General features: G+C 27.3%; 16 protein-coding genes. 5 read left to right on the forward strand and 11 right to left on the reverse strand.

Features of this window, described 5'->3' with window-relative positions; all coding sequences use genetic code 11:
* Positions 1 to 180: 180 nt before the first annotated feature.
* Complete coding sequence (locus tag FGQ49_RS05215) at positions 181 to 714, reverse strand: hypothetical protein (RefSeq protein WP_138268817.1); 534 nt, start codon at positions 712 to 714, stop codon at positions 181 to 183.
* Between the two features lie 74 nt (positions 715 to 788).
* Entirely contained in the window at positions 789 to 1,904 is a 1,116-nt protein-coding gene (locus FGQ49_RS05220; RefSeq protein ID WP_138268818.1) for a D-alanyl-D-alanine carboxypeptidase family protein, read from the reverse strand.
* Positions 1,905 to 2,069: 165 nt separating this feature from the next.
* On the opposite strand from FGQ49_RS05220, the gene FGQ49_RS05225 reads away from it, so the two are divergent.
* Together FGQ49_RS05225 and FGQ49_RS05230 are read left to right on the forward strand one after the other, a co-directional pair.
* On the forward strand, positions 2,070 to 2,354 hold the full coding sequence (locus FGQ49_RS05225; protein WP_138268819.1) for a sporulation transcriptional regulator SpoIIID: 285 nt from the start codon (positions 2,070 to 2,072) through the stop codon (positions 2,352 to 2,354).
* The gene (locus FGQ49_RS05230) at positions 2,320 to 3,513 is read left to right on the forward strand and encodes an extracellular solute-binding protein (RefSeq protein WP_138268820.1); all 1,194 of its coding nucleotides are present in this window, start codon (positions 2,320 to 2,322) and stop codon (positions 3,511 to 3,513) included. The genes FGQ49_RS05225 and FGQ49_RS05230 overlap by 35 nt, the downstream gene beginning before the upstream one ends.
* A gap of 25 nt (positions 3,514 to 3,538) precedes the next feature.
* On the opposite strand, the gene csm6 is transcribed toward FGQ49_RS05230, so the two are convergent.
* From csm6 to cas10, 7 genes are all read right to left on the reverse strand, one after another.
* Entirely contained in the window at positions 3,539 to 4,855 is a 1,317-nt protein-coding gene (csm6, locus tag FGQ49_RS05235; protein WP_171020596.1) for a type III-A CRISPR-associated CARF protein Csm6, read from the reverse strand.
* A gap of 1,357 nt (positions 4,856 to 6,212) precedes the next feature.
* On the reverse strand, positions 6,213 to 6,962 hold the full coding sequence (gene cas6 / locus FGQ49_RS05240) for a CRISPR system precrRNA processing endoribonuclease RAMP protein Cas6 (RefSeq protein WP_138268822.1): 750 nt from the start codon (positions 6,960 to 6,962) through the stop codon (positions 6,213 to 6,215).
* Positions 6,959 to 8,038, reverse strand: coding sequence for a type III-A CRISPR-associated RAMP protein Csm5 (gene csm5, locus FGQ49_RS05245; RefSeq protein WP_171020597.1), 1,080 nt, complete (start codon positions 8,036 to 8,038; stop codon positions 6,959 to 6,961). Before csm5 ends, cas6 begins: the two co-directional genes overlap by 4 nt.
* Positions 8,038 to 8,952 carry a type III-A CRISPR-associated RAMP protein Csm4 gene (csm4, locus tag FGQ49_RS05250; RefSeq protein WP_138268824.1) on the reverse strand — a complete coding sequence of 305 codons (915 nt, stop codon included), beginning with the start codon at positions 8,950 to 8,952 and terminating at the stop codon, positions 8,038 to 8,040. Before csm4 ends, csm5 begins: the two co-directional genes overlap by 1 nt.
* 8 nt (positions 8,953 to 8,960) lie before the next feature.
* Positions 8,961 to 9,641 (reverse strand): type III-A CRISPR-associated RAMP protein Csm3, encoded by a 681-nt coding sequence (gene csm3, locus FGQ49_RS05255; protein WP_138268825.1) that lies wholly within the window; start codon positions 9,639 to 9,641, stop codon positions 8,961 to 8,963.
* 9 nt (positions 9,642 to 9,650) lie between these two features.
* Positions 9,651 to 10,100 carry a type III-A CRISPR-associated protein Csm2 gene (gene csm2, locus FGQ49_RS05260; protein WP_138268826.1) on the reverse strand — a complete coding sequence of 150 codons (450 nt, stop codon included), beginning with the start codon at positions 10,098 to 10,100 and terminating at the stop codon, positions 9,651 to 9,653.
* A 2-nt stretch (positions 10,101 to 10,102) separates the two neighbouring features.
* Complete coding sequence (cas10, locus tag FGQ49_RS05265; RefSeq protein WP_138268827.1) at positions 10,103 to 12,520, reverse strand: type III-A CRISPR-associated protein Cas10/Csm1; 2,418 nt, start codon at positions 12,518 to 12,520, stop codon at positions 10,103 to 10,105.
* Positions 12,521 to 12,784: 264 nt separating this feature from the next.
* Between cas10 and FGQ49_RS05270 the strand changes: the two genes are divergently transcribed.
* Positions 12,785 to 13,675, forward strand: coding sequence for a DegV family protein (locus FGQ49_RS05270; protein WP_138268828.1), 891 nt, complete (start codon positions 12,785 to 12,787; stop codon positions 13,673 to 13,675).
* 217 nt (positions 13,676 to 13,892) lie between these two features.
* Here the strand turns inward: FGQ49_RS05270 and FGQ49_RS05275 are convergent, their stop codons facing one another.
* The gene (locus FGQ49_RS05275) at positions 13,893 to 15,254 is read right to left on the reverse strand and encodes a sensor histidine kinase (RefSeq protein WP_138268829.1); all 1,362 of its coding nucleotides are present in this window, start codon (positions 15,252 to 15,254) and stop codon (positions 13,893 to 13,895) included.
* Positions 15,226 to 15,918 (reverse strand): response regulator transcription factor, encoded by a 693-nt coding sequence (locus tag FGQ49_RS05280; protein ID WP_138268830.1) that lies wholly within the window; start codon positions 15,916 to 15,918, stop codon positions 15,226 to 15,228. The genes FGQ49_RS05275 and FGQ49_RS05280 overlap by 29 nt, the downstream gene beginning before the upstream one ends.
* Before the next feature lie 94 nt (positions 15,919 to 16,012).
* Here FGQ49_RS05280 and FGQ49_RS05285 point away from each other — a divergent pair, with 94 nt between their 5' ends.
* Both FGQ49_RS05285 and FGQ49_RS05290 read left to right on the forward strand, forming a co-directional pair.
* Complete coding sequence (locus tag FGQ49_RS05285) at positions 16,013 to 16,825, forward strand: anti-sigma-I factor RsgI family protein (RefSeq protein ID WP_138268831.1); 813 nt, start codon at positions 16,013 to 16,015, stop codon at positions 16,823 to 16,825.
* The gene (locus tag FGQ49_RS05290) at positions 16,815 to 17,531 is read left to right on the forward strand and encodes a polyphosphate polymerase domain-containing protein (protein WP_243112220.1); all 717 of its coding nucleotides are present in this window, start codon (positions 16,815 to 16,817) and stop codon (positions 17,529 to 17,531) included. Before FGQ49_RS05285 ends, FGQ49_RS05290 begins: the two co-directional genes overlap by 11 nt.

Raw genomic sequence — 17,531 nt, forward strand, 5'->3', positions numbered from 1 at the left:
AATCAAGAGCAATTATCCCAAAAAGCCCTAGTAAAGCAAATATAAAAGAAAATGCTGAAAGAATTATCATTATTATACTTGATACTTTTATAAGTGTAGCACCTTTTGCATTATTTTCCATTTTGTTACCTCTCTTTCTTTAAGACAGTATACTTCATAAATACAATATAAACAATACCTTTATAAAATTTTATTATTTTCGTTATTTTCAGATTGATTTGTTTCGTTTATATTAACTTGATTTTCATTAGAATAAGGGTTTACAAAAATATTTTCTTGATACATTTTTTTTGTATGTATGTTTTTATTTGCACCTTTTATAAAAATAATAGGGGCTGCAATGAGTATTGCAGTAGTATATATTCTTTCCAAAATTAAAAGAGAAACAAATGTATCTAAAATTATGCAGATAAGGCTTATTATAGCCCAAAATTTACATTTTGACATAACCTCTTCATCAGTTACTTTTGCATTTTTAAAACCCAAATATGCACAGTATCCTTCTATTATACCTATTACTAAAAAGAATATACCGGCAAGGCAGTATATTATAGCTTCATTTTGATATACAATATCAAAAATCATTGTTATATATCCAAATAACATAAAAAGCCCTGTAAGCACATTTTGAATACATGCAAATATAAATATAGCAGAAGATGCACGTAAAAAATTTTTACCTTTTGCAAAATCTATATAATTTTCGTTATACATTTTATTCCCTCTTTATTTATAAGTTTTATTTCGTATATTATATATTTTAAGACAAAATAATGCAAATTAATATATTAAAGCCCAACAAAATTCTTAAAAATATTTGTAAATTTGTAAAATATACCTTTATTAGCATTTTTATGTGCTAAATGTTCACTGTAAGAATAAGTTTCATTATTAACATTAACGCTGTAATTTAATATGTAATTATCACTTCCTGAGTTATACACTTTCTTATAATCAACTTTGTACTCTTCTCCATCTTTTAAGGGAAAATATATATCATTTTCTGCAGTAAGTTTTGTAATACCTTTTTTGCTGTTTTTAAGAGGCAGAGTTTTTATGTATTCACCTTTTTCGATAATTTTTTCCATTTTATAATTACTAAAACACATATTAAGCAAATTTTTACTGTCTGTGTAATGGTCTGCACTTTTTAATACTACCCCCACAACCTGCATATCATTTCTCTTGGCAGCAAAAACAAAACACTTCCCTGCCTTTTTTGTATATCCTGTCTTTACACCATTTGAACCATCAAAACTATTTAAAAGTTTATTTCTGTTATATATTACTCTACCTTTCTCTTTTCCCTCATATGACATACTCCACTTTTTATCATTTATTATTTTTACGAAATTTTCATTTTTCATGGCATATGATGCAAGAAGTGCAAAATCATAAGCGGTAGTATAATGTTCATCGTCAGGAAGTCCGTTTGGATTTTTAAAGTTTGTATTTTTCATTCCAAGTTCCTTTGCTTTTTCATTCATCATTTTGGCAAATCCTTCTATTGAACCTCCAATATGATAAGCCACCGCAACTGCTGCATCATTACCGGATACAAGCATCATTCCGTGTAGTAAATCTTCAAGGGTTAATTTTTCCCCTTCCTTTAAATATATACTTGTTCCCTCAATTCCTGTATATTCCTTTTTTATTTCAACAATGTCATTTAAGCTTCCTTTTTCCAAAGCTAAAACGGCGGTCATAACCTTTGTTGTTGAAGCCATAGGGAGTTTTTCGTCTTTATTTTTGGAATATAAAAGCCTATTTGTGCTGCACTCCAAAACCGCATATGCCTTTGAATTTATACTAAAGGCCTCTACATTTTTTTGTTTAGGCAGACTAAAAAAAGATACAAGTAAAACAAATACACATAAAATAATTGATATAACTTTATTTTTCATAAAACCATCTCTTCCCTTTTATTCTATGTTTATTTATATGTATCTAAAATAATTTAATGTTAAGGATAAAGCATAATAAACCGTTCTTTATTACACAAAATTTTTTTTATTTTAATCATATCTTTATAAAAAAAACATAACTTTTAATTAAGTGAGGAAAAAGATATGTTAGATAATATAAAAACAAGAGTCATTAAAGAAGCAAATTATATTGTAGATAATAAATCCACAATAAGAAAGTGTGCAGATATTTTTAAAGTAAGTAAAAGCACTGTACATAATGATTTATCAAAAAGGCTAAATAAAATCGATATATCATTATATAAAAAAGTAAGAGATATTATAGAAATAAACAAAGAACAAAGACATATACGAGGCGGAATTGCAACAAAAGAAAAATATAGGGAAATAAGAAATGAAAAGAAACAAAAGAAAGAAACCAAGCTTTAGGCTTGTAAGTGCTGTTTTACTTATAATATTAATATTTACGTATAAATTTTATATTAGAGATATTTATATAGATAAGTTTATAAATAAAGAACAGACAAAAACATATCAAGGACTTATTAATCTATGGGACAGCCCCACAAGAAGCGTTATAGGAAGCAGCTATGGTTTTATAAACAACGCCATATATAACTTTGAAGAGGAAAGTGAACTATTACAAATAGAGCTTAGAGAGCTTTCTTTTGAAGGAGCAAAGACACTTGCAAACGAAAAAGCACAAAGTGAAAATCATCCTGATATAATAAGCAAATACATAGAAAATACCATAACAAAAACAGACAATATTATGTACGATAAAGAATTTGTAAATTATATGAAAGAAACCTACGGCATAAAAAAAATAAAAGAAGAGGAAGAAAGGTGTATATTCCCGTTATATGGTTCTTTTAACGTTATAATAATAAACAAAACCGCCTTTGAAGAAATGGGAATAAACCTTCCAAGTAAAGATTGGAGTTACAATACTTTTATAAACCTAATCAGAGAAATAAAAGAAAAGGATACAAAAAAAGAAAAAATACCCTTTGACATGTTCGTAGATGAAGATAACTTTTCATATATGAATTTTATTCTTGATAACGGATACGAAAATATAGGATATAAAAAACTTGAAACATTAAAAAAAGAACTTAAGGGATATAATTGTTTAAAAACTAAGAAAAGCGAAGAAGATGTTCATTATGACTTATATAATTCTAAAACAATTATATATGCAGGAAATATGGATGATGTGAATTATTTAATAAGAACAAAAGACAAGGAAAATGCTTTTGAGTTTGAAGTATATCCCTATCCTTATGAAACAAAAAAAGTAAACTTTATGCAAAATGTAAAAAGTTATTATCTGTTAAATACAAAAGATGAATCAAAAGAAAGGGTAATAAAAAATTTTATGGAGTATTTATATCAAAAGGAAGGTGAAAATATACTTAATATTCAAGGAAAAATTCCAATGTTTAACGTAAATTATAATGCTCAAAAATTAAAGTATCCATATTTAAAAGATTATATAAATTTAGAAGAATATTATTCCACAGAAGATGAAGAATTTATTTTAAAACAAAAAGATATTTATAAAGAAGTCAAAAATATTTTAAAATAAAAAAAGCAGGTCAGCCTGCTTTTTTTTAAAGTTCATCTATTATTTTTTTGTTCATTTCATCATAACTGTTTAAATATTCTTTACTAAAAGGAATATTAGTATACTTTAATAAGTCTACAATCATATTAAATACTTCATTTGACGTATATCCTGTAGTTTGTTTTACATATTCATCTGTTACTGATTTAATTTGATGAGCTGCTGTATTTCTGACTTTACTTTCCACATCTCTTACTTCGTTTATTTTATCCTTCACATCATCATTAGTACAAAATCCATCAATTAAAAATTTAAAATGAACGCTTTTTAATGTATCCGTAGTATTAAATTTACCGTTTAAAGCATTAGGACCGTTTATTGTATCTAAAACACGGCTGTCTCCGTTTCTTAATTTTCCGTCAGACCATTTTTTTGTTTTGTTATCCATAAATGTAAAATCATCAATATTTAATCCGGAATACTTTTCAAATATTCTTATACTGATTTCCAAAAATAACGGAGAAATTGCCCTTATAAAATCGGCGTATTCTTTCTTTTCTATTTTTATTTTTAATGATAAAAGATATTCTATAATATCTCTGTCTTCTCTTCTATTTATAGGAAGAAAATGTTCGTTATATTTTGAAATATATCTTGTCATATTTGCAAAATCAAGTTGAAGTCTTCTGTATGCCCCATTTAACAAGTCCATAAATTTATCACTTATAAACTCTTTAGAACCATTTGCGATATCTATGGCAGAAGAATAATTATATTTTCTAATTTGTTCCTTTATAATATCGGCTTTAATTTGAAAAGCAAGGTTTCTTTTTTTAGATTTCTTACATCTATTTTCAAAGTTTTCCTCGTTATCTATATTACATTCCCACATAAGTTCAACATCATAATCTTTTTCCATTCCGTCATTCATTCTTTTTACTGGGGTAGAAACCTGTATTGGAATGAGGTTTTCTTCCCCAAGAACAGATAGAATCTGAACAGAGCTTTTCATTGCAGGAGAGCCTGAAGAAACATTTACATATATTTCACTCTCAGGATTTTCTTTTCTTATTCTTTTTATTATTTCTTTAAATTCATCAAAAAAGTCATCAAAAATATGAACATCCACAAGATTTGGTCTTTTAATAAGTTCGTATTCTATGTTCTTTTCTATATGTTTTGAAAGAAGTTCAAGAGTTTTAGTGTATCTATGGTCTGATTCTTCCTTTTCAACCATTTCCTTTGAAAGATACATATAAACTTTATCAGGTTTAAACACTCTTGAAATATGTATAAAAGCACCATCATAAGACCCTCTTATAGGGTCTGTTCCTCCTATTGGCGTGAATAAAATTTTTTTCATTATTTCCTCCATTATAACGTCCCTGCAATAGGGATTGTTTTGGAAAACACTTAAGGATAAAAGATATATCTTTGGTGGTTCTCGTCCCTTTTATAGGGATTTTTAGACTTACGCAGCAATTAAAACTGCACAAAAAGACACGATTTCGTCCCTTTTGTAGAGATTTTTTATTACTATTATACACCTTAAAGAAAAGGATAATAGATATATTCGTCTCTTTTTAGAGATTAAAACAAAACATATATAATAATATACGTTTATTTTATCAATATATTAATTAATTTACAATATATAAATATTTAATACATAACTATAAAGTCCCTTTAATAGGGATTTTTCATTAATATCGAAGTACATAAGTTAAAAGAATAGTGTTTTCGTCCCTATGATAGGGATTATTTTTTTATGGACATTTTTGAAATGTTGTTCACAGCACAAAACGGGTTTTCGTCCCTATTATAGGGAAAAGTTAGGGACTCTGTCCCTATAACCCTGCTCTTTTTTTGCTTGTCCCAAAAAAGAGGTAAAAACGACACTTCTCGGCGAAGTGCCTTATTACGCTTTTCGATGCCTACGTAAAACTCTCCCAAGTTTTACTGGCAGAAAAGCTACCCCAAACCTAACTTAATGAGGGGATATCGTTAAACATTACCCTAACAAATAATAAAATAGGGCGGCGGTAGCACTCGTTCATAGAAAAATCGGGTAGATTTTTCATGAAATCCGAGTGCGTTATAAGCCCCCACGGCGAGTGGCGCCCTTTTATTCGACTTTTTTAGGCGAGTAAAAAAGTCGTGGGGTTTAGGGGTGAAACCCCTATCTACGTCCCTATGATAGGGATTATTTTTTTACAGTTAATTTTTATGTAGTTAATAGCAATTTTCGTGTTTTCGTCCCTATTATAGGGAAAAGTTAGGGACTGGCCCTATAACCCTGCTCTTTTTTTGCTTGTCCATTCGCAATTTTTCTTAAAAAATCGCTCATGTTGTTTAAAGCTTTCAGCTTCCTGAGTTTTTATAAAAACTCAGCTGTTTCTTTGAAACAGTAAACAGTCACAATAAGAGGTAAAAACGACACTTCTCGGCGAAGTGCCTTATTACGCTTTTCGATGCCTACGTAAAACTCTTCCCGAGTTTTACTGGCAGAAAAGCTACCCCAAGCCTAACTTAATGAGGGGTATCGTTAAACATTATCCTGACAAATAATAAAATAGGGCGGCAGTAGCACTCGTTCATAGAAAAATCGGGTAGATTTTTCATGAAATCCGAGTGCGTTATAAGCCCCACGGCGAGTGGCGCCCTTTTATTCGACTTTTTTAGGCGGGTAAAAAAGTCGTGGGGTCTTAGGGGTAAAACCCCTATAACAACATTTTTATACACCCCATCCCCTGAGGCGACTTAACACCTATACCTGCATAGGATGCAAAATCAAAAAGCAAATGAGTTAGACTTAACAGAGGTTTTGGACCTTTTACATAAAAACTTACGTTACCTATAAAGGATTTAATTCCAACATCACTGGATTTGAACATAGTGCTTTTAATGTTAAAATCCTTTAGTGAAATATTATTTATTATAGTTTCCATTGTTTCTTCATCTTTTAAAGTAACAGGTAAAAATGAATCAGCCTTGTTTACCATACTTTTTACTATAAGCCTAATATCAGGAACAAAAACATTTTCTCCAAAGGATTTAAAACTTGTGGGGGTTACAAATTTTACTTTTATTACCTTGCTTTTTTCCTCTTTATAAAAGGAATTTATATATTCGTTTAAGTCTTTTATTTCTTTCAGATTATATTCATATGGAATGTATTTATGGTCTTTATAAGTAATATTAATAAATCCCTCTTTGTTTAATCTTTCGATTAATGGCAAGATAATATTTTCTCTTGCTTCTTCATTTAATGTATTTATCTGCCATATATATTCATCATTATTTAGCATAAAAACACTTTGAGAATAAGGTTTTAAACCTTGAAGATGTAGAAAGTCTGCATATTCTTTTTTGCATGTTTCCATAATATACCCGTGAAACAACGGTGCATTGTTATAAAAAAGAGGAAAGCCCTCTTCTTTTTTTATTTTTACTGTTAATCTTGAAATCATTCCAAAACCTCTACTATTCCGCAAAGTCTTGTGCCTTTTTCGTTTGTTACGACTTTAAGTGTTCTTGGACTGTAATTTTTATCGTTTATGTGTTCGCTGATTTTTTTCATTCTAGGATTTTTCCCATCTTTATGTATCGCTTCTTTTGTTTTATCTATTAATTCATCCCCCTCATATGCACCTTTTAAAATGCTTTTTGAATGATATCCAACCATTCCTCCGATAACAAACAAAGCATTTTTATTATTATAATTAGGTAAAAACTTTTCTTCTTTATTTCCTATTTTTAAAGTATTTAAATAAAGTTCAAAACCTTTTTTTAAAATATTTAAGAAGTCTTCTTTTGATTTTAAGTTTATACCGTATTTTTCATATAAAAGGTTGGTTTTTGCCTTATCCAAAGTAACACTGAAAGAAAACACACTTCCCTCTTTTATGAATTCCTTAAAATTGCTTATAGTTTTAGATTTTCCATTTATATAATTATAATCTTCTCTTTGTAAAACCTGTATAGAATCTTTTTTTATCTTATTAGAATCGGAAATCATAACCCCGCTCATAATCTGCAAATCGTCTTCTTTTAATAAATATTTCTTTACAGCTTTTGGATTTACTTTAAAATCATTTAATGCTTTACTTGAATTATTTAGTATGTAGCTTTCAAGAACTGTTCTAAAAGCTCCTTTCAAACTGCTTCCAGGTATATAAGGGTTACTGTCAATATCTTTAATAAATAAATCTATTTCATTTAGATTTGTTTTTGAAATCTTGTTTTTATAATATTTAGCCCTGCTACTTTCAATTAATGAATAATCTATTTTATTTACCGTTCCTCCTTTTATTAAAATATCGAAAAATTCCTTTAAAGAAGCCTTATCATTTTGTAGTAAAAATTTATTAAATTCATTTAGACATTCTATCTCTTTAAAATACTTTATAAGTTTTCTTTTATCTATAAAGATAACATCTTTGTTATTAAGCAAATAATCGAGTTTATTTATTTTTTCACCGCTTCCGATAAATAAAGGAGACATAACTTTACAATTTAGTGTGAAATTTACATAATCAGACTTCATTATTCTATCCCCCATTTTAGTGCTTTTGCATATCTGTAAATGCTTCTTATATTTTCTTTATTTACTTCCTTTATCTTCCCTTTAATATCAAAATCCATACATGAACCGCTTTTTAACATTGGTGTTGTTTTCTTTTTTACCATATTTCCATTTACGACAGAAAATCCGCTTCTTGAAATAACGGAATAAAAACTATTTGAAGTTTTAAGCATCATGACTTCTTCATCAGTTGGAATAACACTAGATAAAAGCATTTTATATTTACAATTTGAATTTAAACTGTTTATTATATATTCATTTGGTTTCATTATTTCATCTATTTCAAATTTACCGTATCCGCTTGATTTTTTACCCCCTATACCACTAAAAGAAAGGCTTTTCATAACATTATCAAACTCTTCTTTTATTTCATCCTTAAAAGAAACAATAAAATATAAACCGCAGTTTTTATAAAACTGTATTCCAGAAACAGTGTAAGGAGTCTGCTCTTTTGAAAAATTATACTTTGTTTGATAAACCTCTTTAAAAAATGGTTTAGAAAGTTTATATTTTAAAAGATCATTACCGTTTTTTAAATCATTAATATATTCATTAAATTCATTCATTTGAATATATTTTATCTTCTTACCTATTTTTCTGTCTTTGTTCTTGTTTTCCACCAAACTATCAAATATCATAATTGGCTTTGGAAGATAAAGATTATCTTCCATAAAAGGAAATAAATCACTTATATAAAAATCATTAAGGAGTTTTTTCGCTTTATCTATACCGTATAGATTTACATATTCATTAAAAATACTTGCAAAAATCTGGTCCGAAGTAAAATCGGAAGAATTGTCATTTGTTATATTTCCCTTTGTAACACCAAAACGAACAGGCGTTACAAACTTAAGTTTATAAATATAATAGTTCATAGTTCACCTTAAAATACATTTTCAATAATAGATTTTATTTTTTCTTCGTTTTCCTTTGTTGCAAACATTATATCTTCATTTTCAATGTTTATTTTTACTCTTCCGTATCCTCTTGTACCGTTTCCTCCAAGATAATCCATTTCAAGAATATCAAAACTATCCTTTAAGTTTTTAATATCCTCTTCAAATTCATCAATACTTTCAACATTATAAATAAGCTTAAAATCAAATTTTGCACCGGCAGGAACACGTTCAATTTGTCTTGGGTTTGCTACTGCTGTAATTCTATCAATTGTATTTTCAAATTTTGCTTCTGTTACATATAAATCCGTATCGGCATTTTTAAGCATTTCGGCATTTTCTTCATTTAACTTTAAATCAAAAAATTGAAGTCTTGATGACACTATTTGATTATTTGAATTACCGCTTCCAAAAAGTCTTTTTATGGTAATATCTTCATCGTCAATTTTATTTAAAACAGAATTTTCACTTTTTATTCTTGAAAGAAGATATCTTAGTTTTCCTTTTAATGAGCTTCCGGGAATGATAGGTAAATTTGTTATTGAATCTTTTATTACAGAATTGTCAATGGCACCTATTGCTGCAAAGTCATCACTTCCTCCTATGTGAAGCCCTGTTAATATATCCAAACTTCCTTTAAACATTATTTTTGCATATAACTTATTCATTTTCCCCTCCTACTTGTCTCTTCCATAGAATTTTTGATAAGCAATCAAAGCTTCAGTATAATCAAAAAAGTTATCCATGTCTTTTACTGTTTTTATTGTACTTAAATATAAAATGAAAGATATTTTTTTATCTTTATACTCATAATGTGGTAGTTTATTGATAAACCACCATAAAGCAGATTTATTGTTTATTTTTTTATTTTTTATTTCAAAATCATTTGGTTTAACTCTTCCGCACTGGTAAGCAACCTGCATTTTTAAATATTCTAAATCATCAAGAATTTTATCGCTTAATTTTCCATCAACAATATTACCGTTCAACTTTTCCATTTCATATGTATTTTTCAAATTGTTTATTTGTGAAAAAATCTTTCTAAGCTGAGTAGTTGTAGGTAACATTGCGTTTTTCTCGGCAACTTTAATAAGATTCTCTGCTCTTTTTATATCCTCTCTGCTCATTTTTATTCCTCTCTTTCTCTGTTTAAGTAAATAATTAAAATTATTGTTGTAATAAGTTTTTTAATGTTTTCTTTGCTGTTAATATTATCTATAATTAAATTAGTAAATTTATTATAGTTTTCTCTTTGTGCTAAATTTTTAGGTTCAATCATTGCAAGAGCATAAGAAATTCTCGCAAGATTTATGCTTTCCTTACTATTTCTAAGTAAGTTTAATAGTTTATATAAAAATCCGTTTCCCAAATATATTTTATCTTCACATTTTTCCTCTTCATCAAAGAAACAGTATTCGTTAAATTTTAAATACAAATTTCCATAAATATCGTTAATAAATTCATCCCACTTATATACATTGTTTTCATCAAATAATGTAATGCTGTCTTTTGTGTTTTCCTTAGATATTTCAAGCAAATTTGCGCTTAAACTTGCCATATTATTTATAGGAAGATTTGCATCGTACATTCCAAAACCTGCACTTATGCTTAACCTTTCATTAGAGAATATTTTGAAATACTGTCTTATATTTATTGAAAGATCCAATACTTCATTCCATGCTCCAACAATAAAAAGATCATCTCCTCCTGCATATATTATTGAAATATTTTTAAGAAAATCTTTATTTGTAAAATATAACTTTGTGTCTTTATAACCTGCTATTTTATTTAGATAGAACTTAAAAAACATTGAAAGCATTGAAGACAAACTTTGAAAACGTGATATTGTAGCGTATTTATATTTATCTTCACCTTCTTTATCAAATCCTTTTATAAATGCACTTCCAAGGTCGTCAACGTCCATTCTTAGAACTCCAAGCCTATTTATACCAATACTTCTTTTAGATAAATCAGAGAATGAATATAAGCTCTTACCTTTGAATCTGGTATAATTACCCATCCAAATATTTACGCAGTATTTAAGTCCTATCATTGGGTTATTTATTGAATATCCTCTTATAATCTGGTTATTATTGATATCATTAATAAATTCATTTTTATTCTTTAAGTATAAATAATTTTCACCATCAAGAGAAAATAAACTAATCAAAGAATCTTTATCTTTTTTGTTTGATATACTAAAAAGCATTTCATCTTTCATTGTATCAACTCTGAATATTCCCTCTCCGAGTTTATACATACTCTCACAGCTTTCGCATACCATATTTCCAAGATCTTCATTTTCGTGTAAATCTTTATAAGACCTTTTACACACACTACATTCTCTTAAATCTACATCGTTATTAGTATACTTACTGTTATCATTAAACAATTCATCTAAAGTATTTTTGTATCTATTTATTTTATCTTTTGAAATTTCATGACCTGCATTTTTATATATTTTAGATAAGGTATCATTACTGTTTATATTAATTAATTCATTAGCAGAACATTCACTATATCCAAAGGCAATATATAAATCTATGTAATATTTTCTTAAAAAATAAGAATTAATTTTGTTTTGAAGATATTTTATTTTATCTTTTGTTTCCTTTGTGTTTGCAAGAAGCATATAAAAATGACCTCCCCCGTTATAAAGGAGATTTGCTCTTGACAAATCAAGATAATTTAACATTTCATCTATTATGTTTTCCATTTCAATTTCAAGATAGAAAGAACGACCTTTAATTGACCTTAAAGCCCCTTTTGAAGAAATATTAAAAATAAAATCTTGTATACCAGATAAGTCACCGCTTAAAAGAATCATTGTTTTTTCACTGTATATATTTTCTTCTTCACTAAAACAACATTTTTTATAATCTGTTATTCCTTTAAAGTTAAAGTAATCAAAAAAACAACTGGCTATTGCGGCAGTAAGTTTTGAATGTGAATAAAGAGAGACATCATTTATTCCGTTTTTGTCAGTGGAAGCAGGGATAAATGAAAATGTACTTTCAATAAGTTGTAATAAAGAATTTACGTTAATATCATTGTTTGTAATATATTCAAAATTTTTATCAAAATATTCAAAGGCTTTCGAATAATCATATTTGTCGGTTAAATTTCTAGCCGTATTGGTATCTTTAGGCAAAAGAATATCTTTTTTTATATCAATATCAGAAACATTAAAAGCACTTATAATATTATTCTTATTTGTATTTAACAGATTAAAAATATTCATAAGTGGAGCTTTTTTATCATATCCAAACTCAATATTTCCATCATCTTTTTTTCTTCTGTCTATGGCAGATGAAATGTTATCACAAACATATGTTATATATGAAAAATCATCATTTGTTAAATTTGCATTTGTAATTTTATTCTTATGATGATACAAAACAGAATTTAAAATCTTATCATTTGTAATTCCTTTTTCTTTTAAATAATTATAACCTAAAAGAGAATGATTTGTTTTTTCGTTTGTACTCCTCATAATGAATTTCCCCAAATCATGCAATACGGACCCTATTATTAAATCCTTATTCAAAACATACCTCCCATTTAATCGTAAATATTTTCTTAATTATACCATACAGAAAATTGACTGAAATAAAAAAATAAATTAAAATATATAAAATATTGATAAAAAGGAAATTTTTCCCTATTATATTACAATTTTTATATATATAATGAAAACAATAAATATATATTATATAAAACATTTCCCTACATTAAAATTTCATTAATATTTTGAAAAAAAATGTAATATATAGTATAGTTATTATATATAAATAAGAAATTGGAGGATAATATGGCTTTTAAAATTATTACAGATTCGGCAAGTGATATTCCACAATATATAATAGATGAATTTAATTTACATGTAATTCCAACTCCCGTTGTTATAAATGAAAAAGACTATTTTGATGGCGAAACAATTTTTCCCAAAGACTTTTACAGCATTTTAGAAGATAAAACAAAAGATATTAAAACGTATCATATTAATGTTGAAATGTTTAAAAGAAACTTTGAACCTTATGCAAAAAACGGCGTTGAAGTTTTATATATGTGCTTTTCAACAGGTATAGCAGGAACATTCAATGCAGCAAACCTTGCAAAAGAAGAACTGCTTGAAACTTATCCTGACTTTAAAATTACAATTATAGATACGAAATGTGCATCTTTAGGATTTGGTATTCCCGTTTATAAACTTTTATTAATGCAAAGAAACGGTGCAGACAAAGAAACAATTATAAAAGCAGCTAAACATTTCTGTAAACACATGGAACACATCGTAACTGTTGAAACACTTGATTATTTATACAAAGGTGGTAGACTTTCAAAATTATCTTACGTTGTTGGCGGAGGACTTAACATAAAACCTATGATTGAAATTGACGAAAACGGTTCTCTTGTTGCTTATGCAAAAGTAAGAGGAAGAAAAAAAGCAATAAATAAAATTATAGAAGAAGTCGGAAAAAGAGGCAAAGACCTTGAAAATCAAATTATCGGAGTTGTTCATGGAGACAGAGAAGAAGAAGCAAAAGAGCTTGCAAATATTTTGAAAGAAAAATACAACGTTAAAGACGTTGTAATAAGTTATGTAGGTTGTGCAATAGGGGCTCATACAGGTCCGGGAGTCATTGCCGCTGTTTGCGAAAATGAAAGCGACGGTGAATTTAAGGAATACTTATATAAATAATTATACATACTTTAGCCCAAAAAAATTTGGGCTTTTTTATGTTAAATTGATTATAGTAAATTTGTTTTATTATTAAAATTTTATCTATTAATATAATAAATGTATTTTTTTAAATATAATTTATCCAAATAAAAATATCTAACATTTAAACATATTATATAACCATAATAAAAAAGACAAAACATATTTATGCAAATGTTTCATCTTTTTTATTACTTTACAATGTTCTCGGAAGAGTAACTATAAATACAGTTCCTTTATTTTCCATACTGGATACCTCAATTGTTCCTTTATGTAATTGAACAATAAGTTTTACTATAAAAAGCCCCAACCCAAAACCATCGTTATTATGGCTTGAATTTACCTGATAAAATCTGTTCCATATTTTATTTAAATGTTCTTTCGAAATTCCAATACCGTCATCTTCAATATAAATTTTAATTAGTGAATTGTCACAGCTTAAAGATATATTTACATTTCCGCCTTCCCTTCCGTATTTGATTGCATTTGAAATTAAATTAGTAAAAAGCTGTATCAATAATGTCATATCGCCTATATATTCGATTTTTCCCAAATGATCCATTAAATTTAATGTAATTTCTTTTTCCTTTGCATCTTCTTCCATTTCTTCCATAACCGACTGAACTAAAACGGAAAAATCTATTTTATCATAATTTATTTCATAATTACTTTTTTCCAATCTGGAAATAACCAATAATGCATCTACAAGATTTGCCATATGACTTGTCTTTTTATGAATTGTCGTTACATATTTTTTCTCTTCGTCTTCCAATTCACATTCTTCCAAAAGATATTCCGAATTTGATAAAATGACACTTATGGGTGTTCTAAGCTCGTGAGCAGCATCGGATACAAATTGTTTTTCTATATTAAAATGTTCTTCAAGTTTACTTATCATCCCGTTAAATGATTTAGATAAGTATGACAATTCATCTTCTTTTCTTATTTCTTTTATTCTTAAAGATAAATCCTGAGAATTTGTAATTTCATTTGCAGTATCCGCCATTTCTTTTATGGGCTTGAAATACTCTGAAATCATTCTATACCCTATCAAAGCCGTAAACAAGGTTAATATTGGAGAAAAAACAAAAAACCATTTTGTTATATTGTTTATCATATTAGCAACAGAACTGTATGAATGAATACCTCTTATCCATAAATATTCATTCTTCTCTCCTGCTCTTATTTTCTCATCATATATATACCAATAATCTTCGTTTTTTGAAAGAGAATGTATTTCCTTTTCATCAAAAGGATAATCCTGAGGAAAATCATCCGGGACTATTCCGTTTATATATTTTCCGTCATTTGTATATAAACTCAGCATAACACCGTCATCATAATAAGACATAAGTTCGTTATCCGGAAAATAACTTGAATAATTATTCATATCTTCTTTTAAATCTCCGACTTCATCCATTAACTCCGTTCTGATATTATCGGTACTGTAATATTCGGAAATAAAAAGAAACCCGCATATAGTAACCAAAAATACTACTATGATAATTCCTGTATACCAAAATGTTATTTTATTTTTTATCGTTTTGGTCTTGTTCATCAACTTCAAGTTTATACCCCATTCCTCTGACAGTTTTTATCATTTTATTCCCACATATATCATATATTTTTTTTCTTAAATATCTAATATATACGTCTACTATATTAGAACCCCCTTCAAATCTGTTGTCCCATGCCTGTTGCTCCAATTGTTCTCTTGTTAAAATAATGTTTTTATGATAAACAAAATACTCCAAAAGCATATATTCTTTTGCTGTCAAGTCCATAATTATTCCACAGCATTTTACTATTCTGTTTCGTGTGTCAATAGTTAAATCTCCCGCATGTATTATATTATTCTTTTGATTTGTACTTCTTCTCAATAAAACCCTTAATCTTGCAAGCAGTTCATCAAAAGAAAAAGGTTTTGTAAGATAATCATCCGCTCCGTAATCCAATCCTTTTACCTTATCTTTTATTTTATCTTTTGCGGTTATCATAATTACGGACGTATCCAAATCCGAAGCTCTTATATATTTTAAAACCTCAAATCCGTCAATTTCGGGAATCATTACATCCAGTAAAATAATATCATAAGAATATACACTTATATAATCTATTGCTTCCCTGCCGTCTTTACAATAATCAACAGTATAATATTTTTGAAGTTTTTTTGTCATAACTTCTCTTAAATCATCTTCATCTTCAACTATTAAAATTTTCAACTTATCATCACTTTCTTTTCATTTTAATATTCACTTAATGATTTTATTGTATTATCTATTTATAAAATAAGTCAAGTAAAAAAGGAGTAAAGATATGAAAAAGAAAAGATTATTTTTAACTTTGGCAATCGGCTTGATTCTCATATCTGCGTTTGCATTATTTAAACAAGGCAATATTTTAAAAAAAGAACAACAAATCGGTTCTTTAATAATAAAAGTAAATCCCGAAATTGCCATTTCATATGACAGCGAAGGAAAAATCATTGATGTTACACCGATAAACGATGACGGAAAAGAACTGTTAAAAGATTACAATGAATATGAAAACAAACATTCAAGAACAGTTATAAAAGACATTATAAAATTGATGTCCGATAAAGGCTATTTAAAAAACGGGGCAAATGCTAAAGACATAACCGTTACAGTTGAAAAAGGTTCAAAAATGCCAAATGATAAATTTTTAGATTATATAATTTATGATGTTAAAGATACTCTAAAAAATAACACTACAAACGGACAAATAATAATCGAAGGTGAAAGTAATTACGGTTTAAGCGAATATCAAAATTCAAATTACGGAAAAACAAAAACAACGAAAAAGAAAACAACAAAAACAAATAACAATACAAAATCAACAAACAATTACAATTCAAACAATACCAATTATAACAATAATACAAACTATAACAACAACAGTAATTACAGTAATAAATCAAACAACAACAGTTCAAATTACAGCAAGCCTTCAAGCTCGAACAATTCAAATTATAATAACAACTCTAATTATAATGATAACAATTCAAATTATAATAACAACTCTAATTATAATGATAATAACTCAAATTATAACAACAACTCTAACTACGATAATAACAGTAATTATTCAAACAGCAATTATGATGACTAAAACAAATTTTTATGAAAAAAAGAACTTAAAATACAGACATGAAATAAAATATCAAATTAATTTCGCAGAATATTTTATTCTAAAAGAACGCTTAAAAAAAGTATTTAAAACAGACATATATGCTGCTCCACATGGTTATTATCATGTGAACAGCATATATTTTGATACTCCTTATGACAAAGCTCTGTATGAAAAAATAAACGGAACGGACAAAAGAGAAAAATACAGAATAAGATTTTATAATCAAAATATGGATTATATAAAACTTGAAAGAAAAATAAAAGAAAATCGTCTTACTTCAAAACAATCTTCCTTACTGTCTTATGAAGAAACAAAAAAAATTTTATTAAAAGATAATGACTTTTTGTTATATTCAAACAATCCTTTGTTAATTGAATTGTACAGTAAAATAAAAGGCCAGGGGCTTATGCCCAAAAATATTGTAACCTATAGAAGAGAAGCTTTTATATATTCCCCGTCAAATGTAAGAATAACTTTAGACAGCGAAATTCAATCAAAAAAAATTTCTGCAGAAAGTAAATGTTTTTACGAAAAGTATAATTATATAAAAACATTCAACAATAAATTTATTTTGGAAGTAAAATATGATAATTTTTTACCGGAAATCGTAAAAATAATGTTAAGTACTTTGGATAAATTACCGATTTCTTTTTCAAAATATGCTTCATCAAGAATTTATGAATAG

Origin of the sequence: Anaerofustis stercorihominis, from assembly GCF_005844425.1 — a bacterium.
Classification (GTDB): domain Bacteria; phylum Bacillota; class Clostridia; order Eubacteriales; family Anaerofustaceae; genus Anaerofustis; species Anaerofustis butyriciformans.

Bases quoted from the DNA above. Each gene is read 5' to 3' on its own strand.
- FGQ49_RS05215 (WP_138268817.1), bottom strand. From the start codon at position 714: ATGTATAACGAAAATTATATAGATTTTGCAAAAGGTAAAAATTTTTTA.
- FGQ49_RS05220 (WP_138268818.1), bottom strand. From the start codon at position 1,904: ATGAAAAATAAAGTTATATCAATTATTTTATGTGTATTTGTTTTACTT.
- FGQ49_RS05225 (WP_138268819.1), top strand. From the start codon at position 2,070: ATGTTAGATAATATAAAAACAAGAGTCATTAAAGAAGCAAATTATATT.
- FGQ49_RS05230 (WP_138268820.1), top strand. From the start codon at position 2,320: ATGAAAAGAAACAAAAGAAAGAAACCAAGCTTTAGGCTTGTAAGTGCT.
- csm6 (WP_171020596.1), bottom strand. From the start codon at position 4,855: ATGAAAAAAATTTTATTCACGCCAATAGGAGGAACAGACCCTATAAGA.
- cas6 (WP_138268822.1), bottom strand. From the start codon at position 6,962: ATGATTTCAAGATTAACAGTAAAAATAAAAAAAGAAGAGGGCTTTCCT.
- csm5 (WP_171020597.1), bottom strand. From the start codon at position 8,038: ATGAAGTCTGATTATGTAAATTTCACACTAAATTGTAAAGTTATGTCT.
- csm4 (WP_138268824.1), bottom strand. From the start codon at position 8,952: ATGAACTATTATATTTATAAACTTAAGTTTGTAACGCCTGTTCGTTTT.
- csm3 (WP_138268825.1), bottom strand. From the start codon at position 9,641: ATGAATAAGTTATATGCAAAAATAATGTTTAAAGGAAGTTTGGATATA.
- csm2 (WP_138268826.1), bottom strand. From the start codon at position 10,100: ATGAGCAGAGAGGATATAAAAAGAGCAGAGAATCTTATTAAAGTTGCC.
- FGQ49_RS05270 (WP_138268828.1), top strand. From the start codon at position 12,785: ATGGCTTTTAAAATTATTACAGATTCGGCAAGTGATATTCCACAATAT.
- FGQ49_RS05275 (WP_138268829.1), bottom strand. From the start codon at position 15,254: ATGAACAAGACCAAAACGATAAAAAATAAAATAACATTTTGGTATACA.
- FGQ49_RS05285 (WP_138268831.1), top strand. From the start codon at position 16,013: ATGAAAAAGAAAAGATTATTTTTAACTTTGGCAATCGGCTTGATTCTC.
- FGQ49_RS05290 (WP_243112220.1), top strand. From the start codon at position 16,815: ATGATGACTAAAACAAATTTTTATGAAAAAAAGAACTTAAAATACAGA.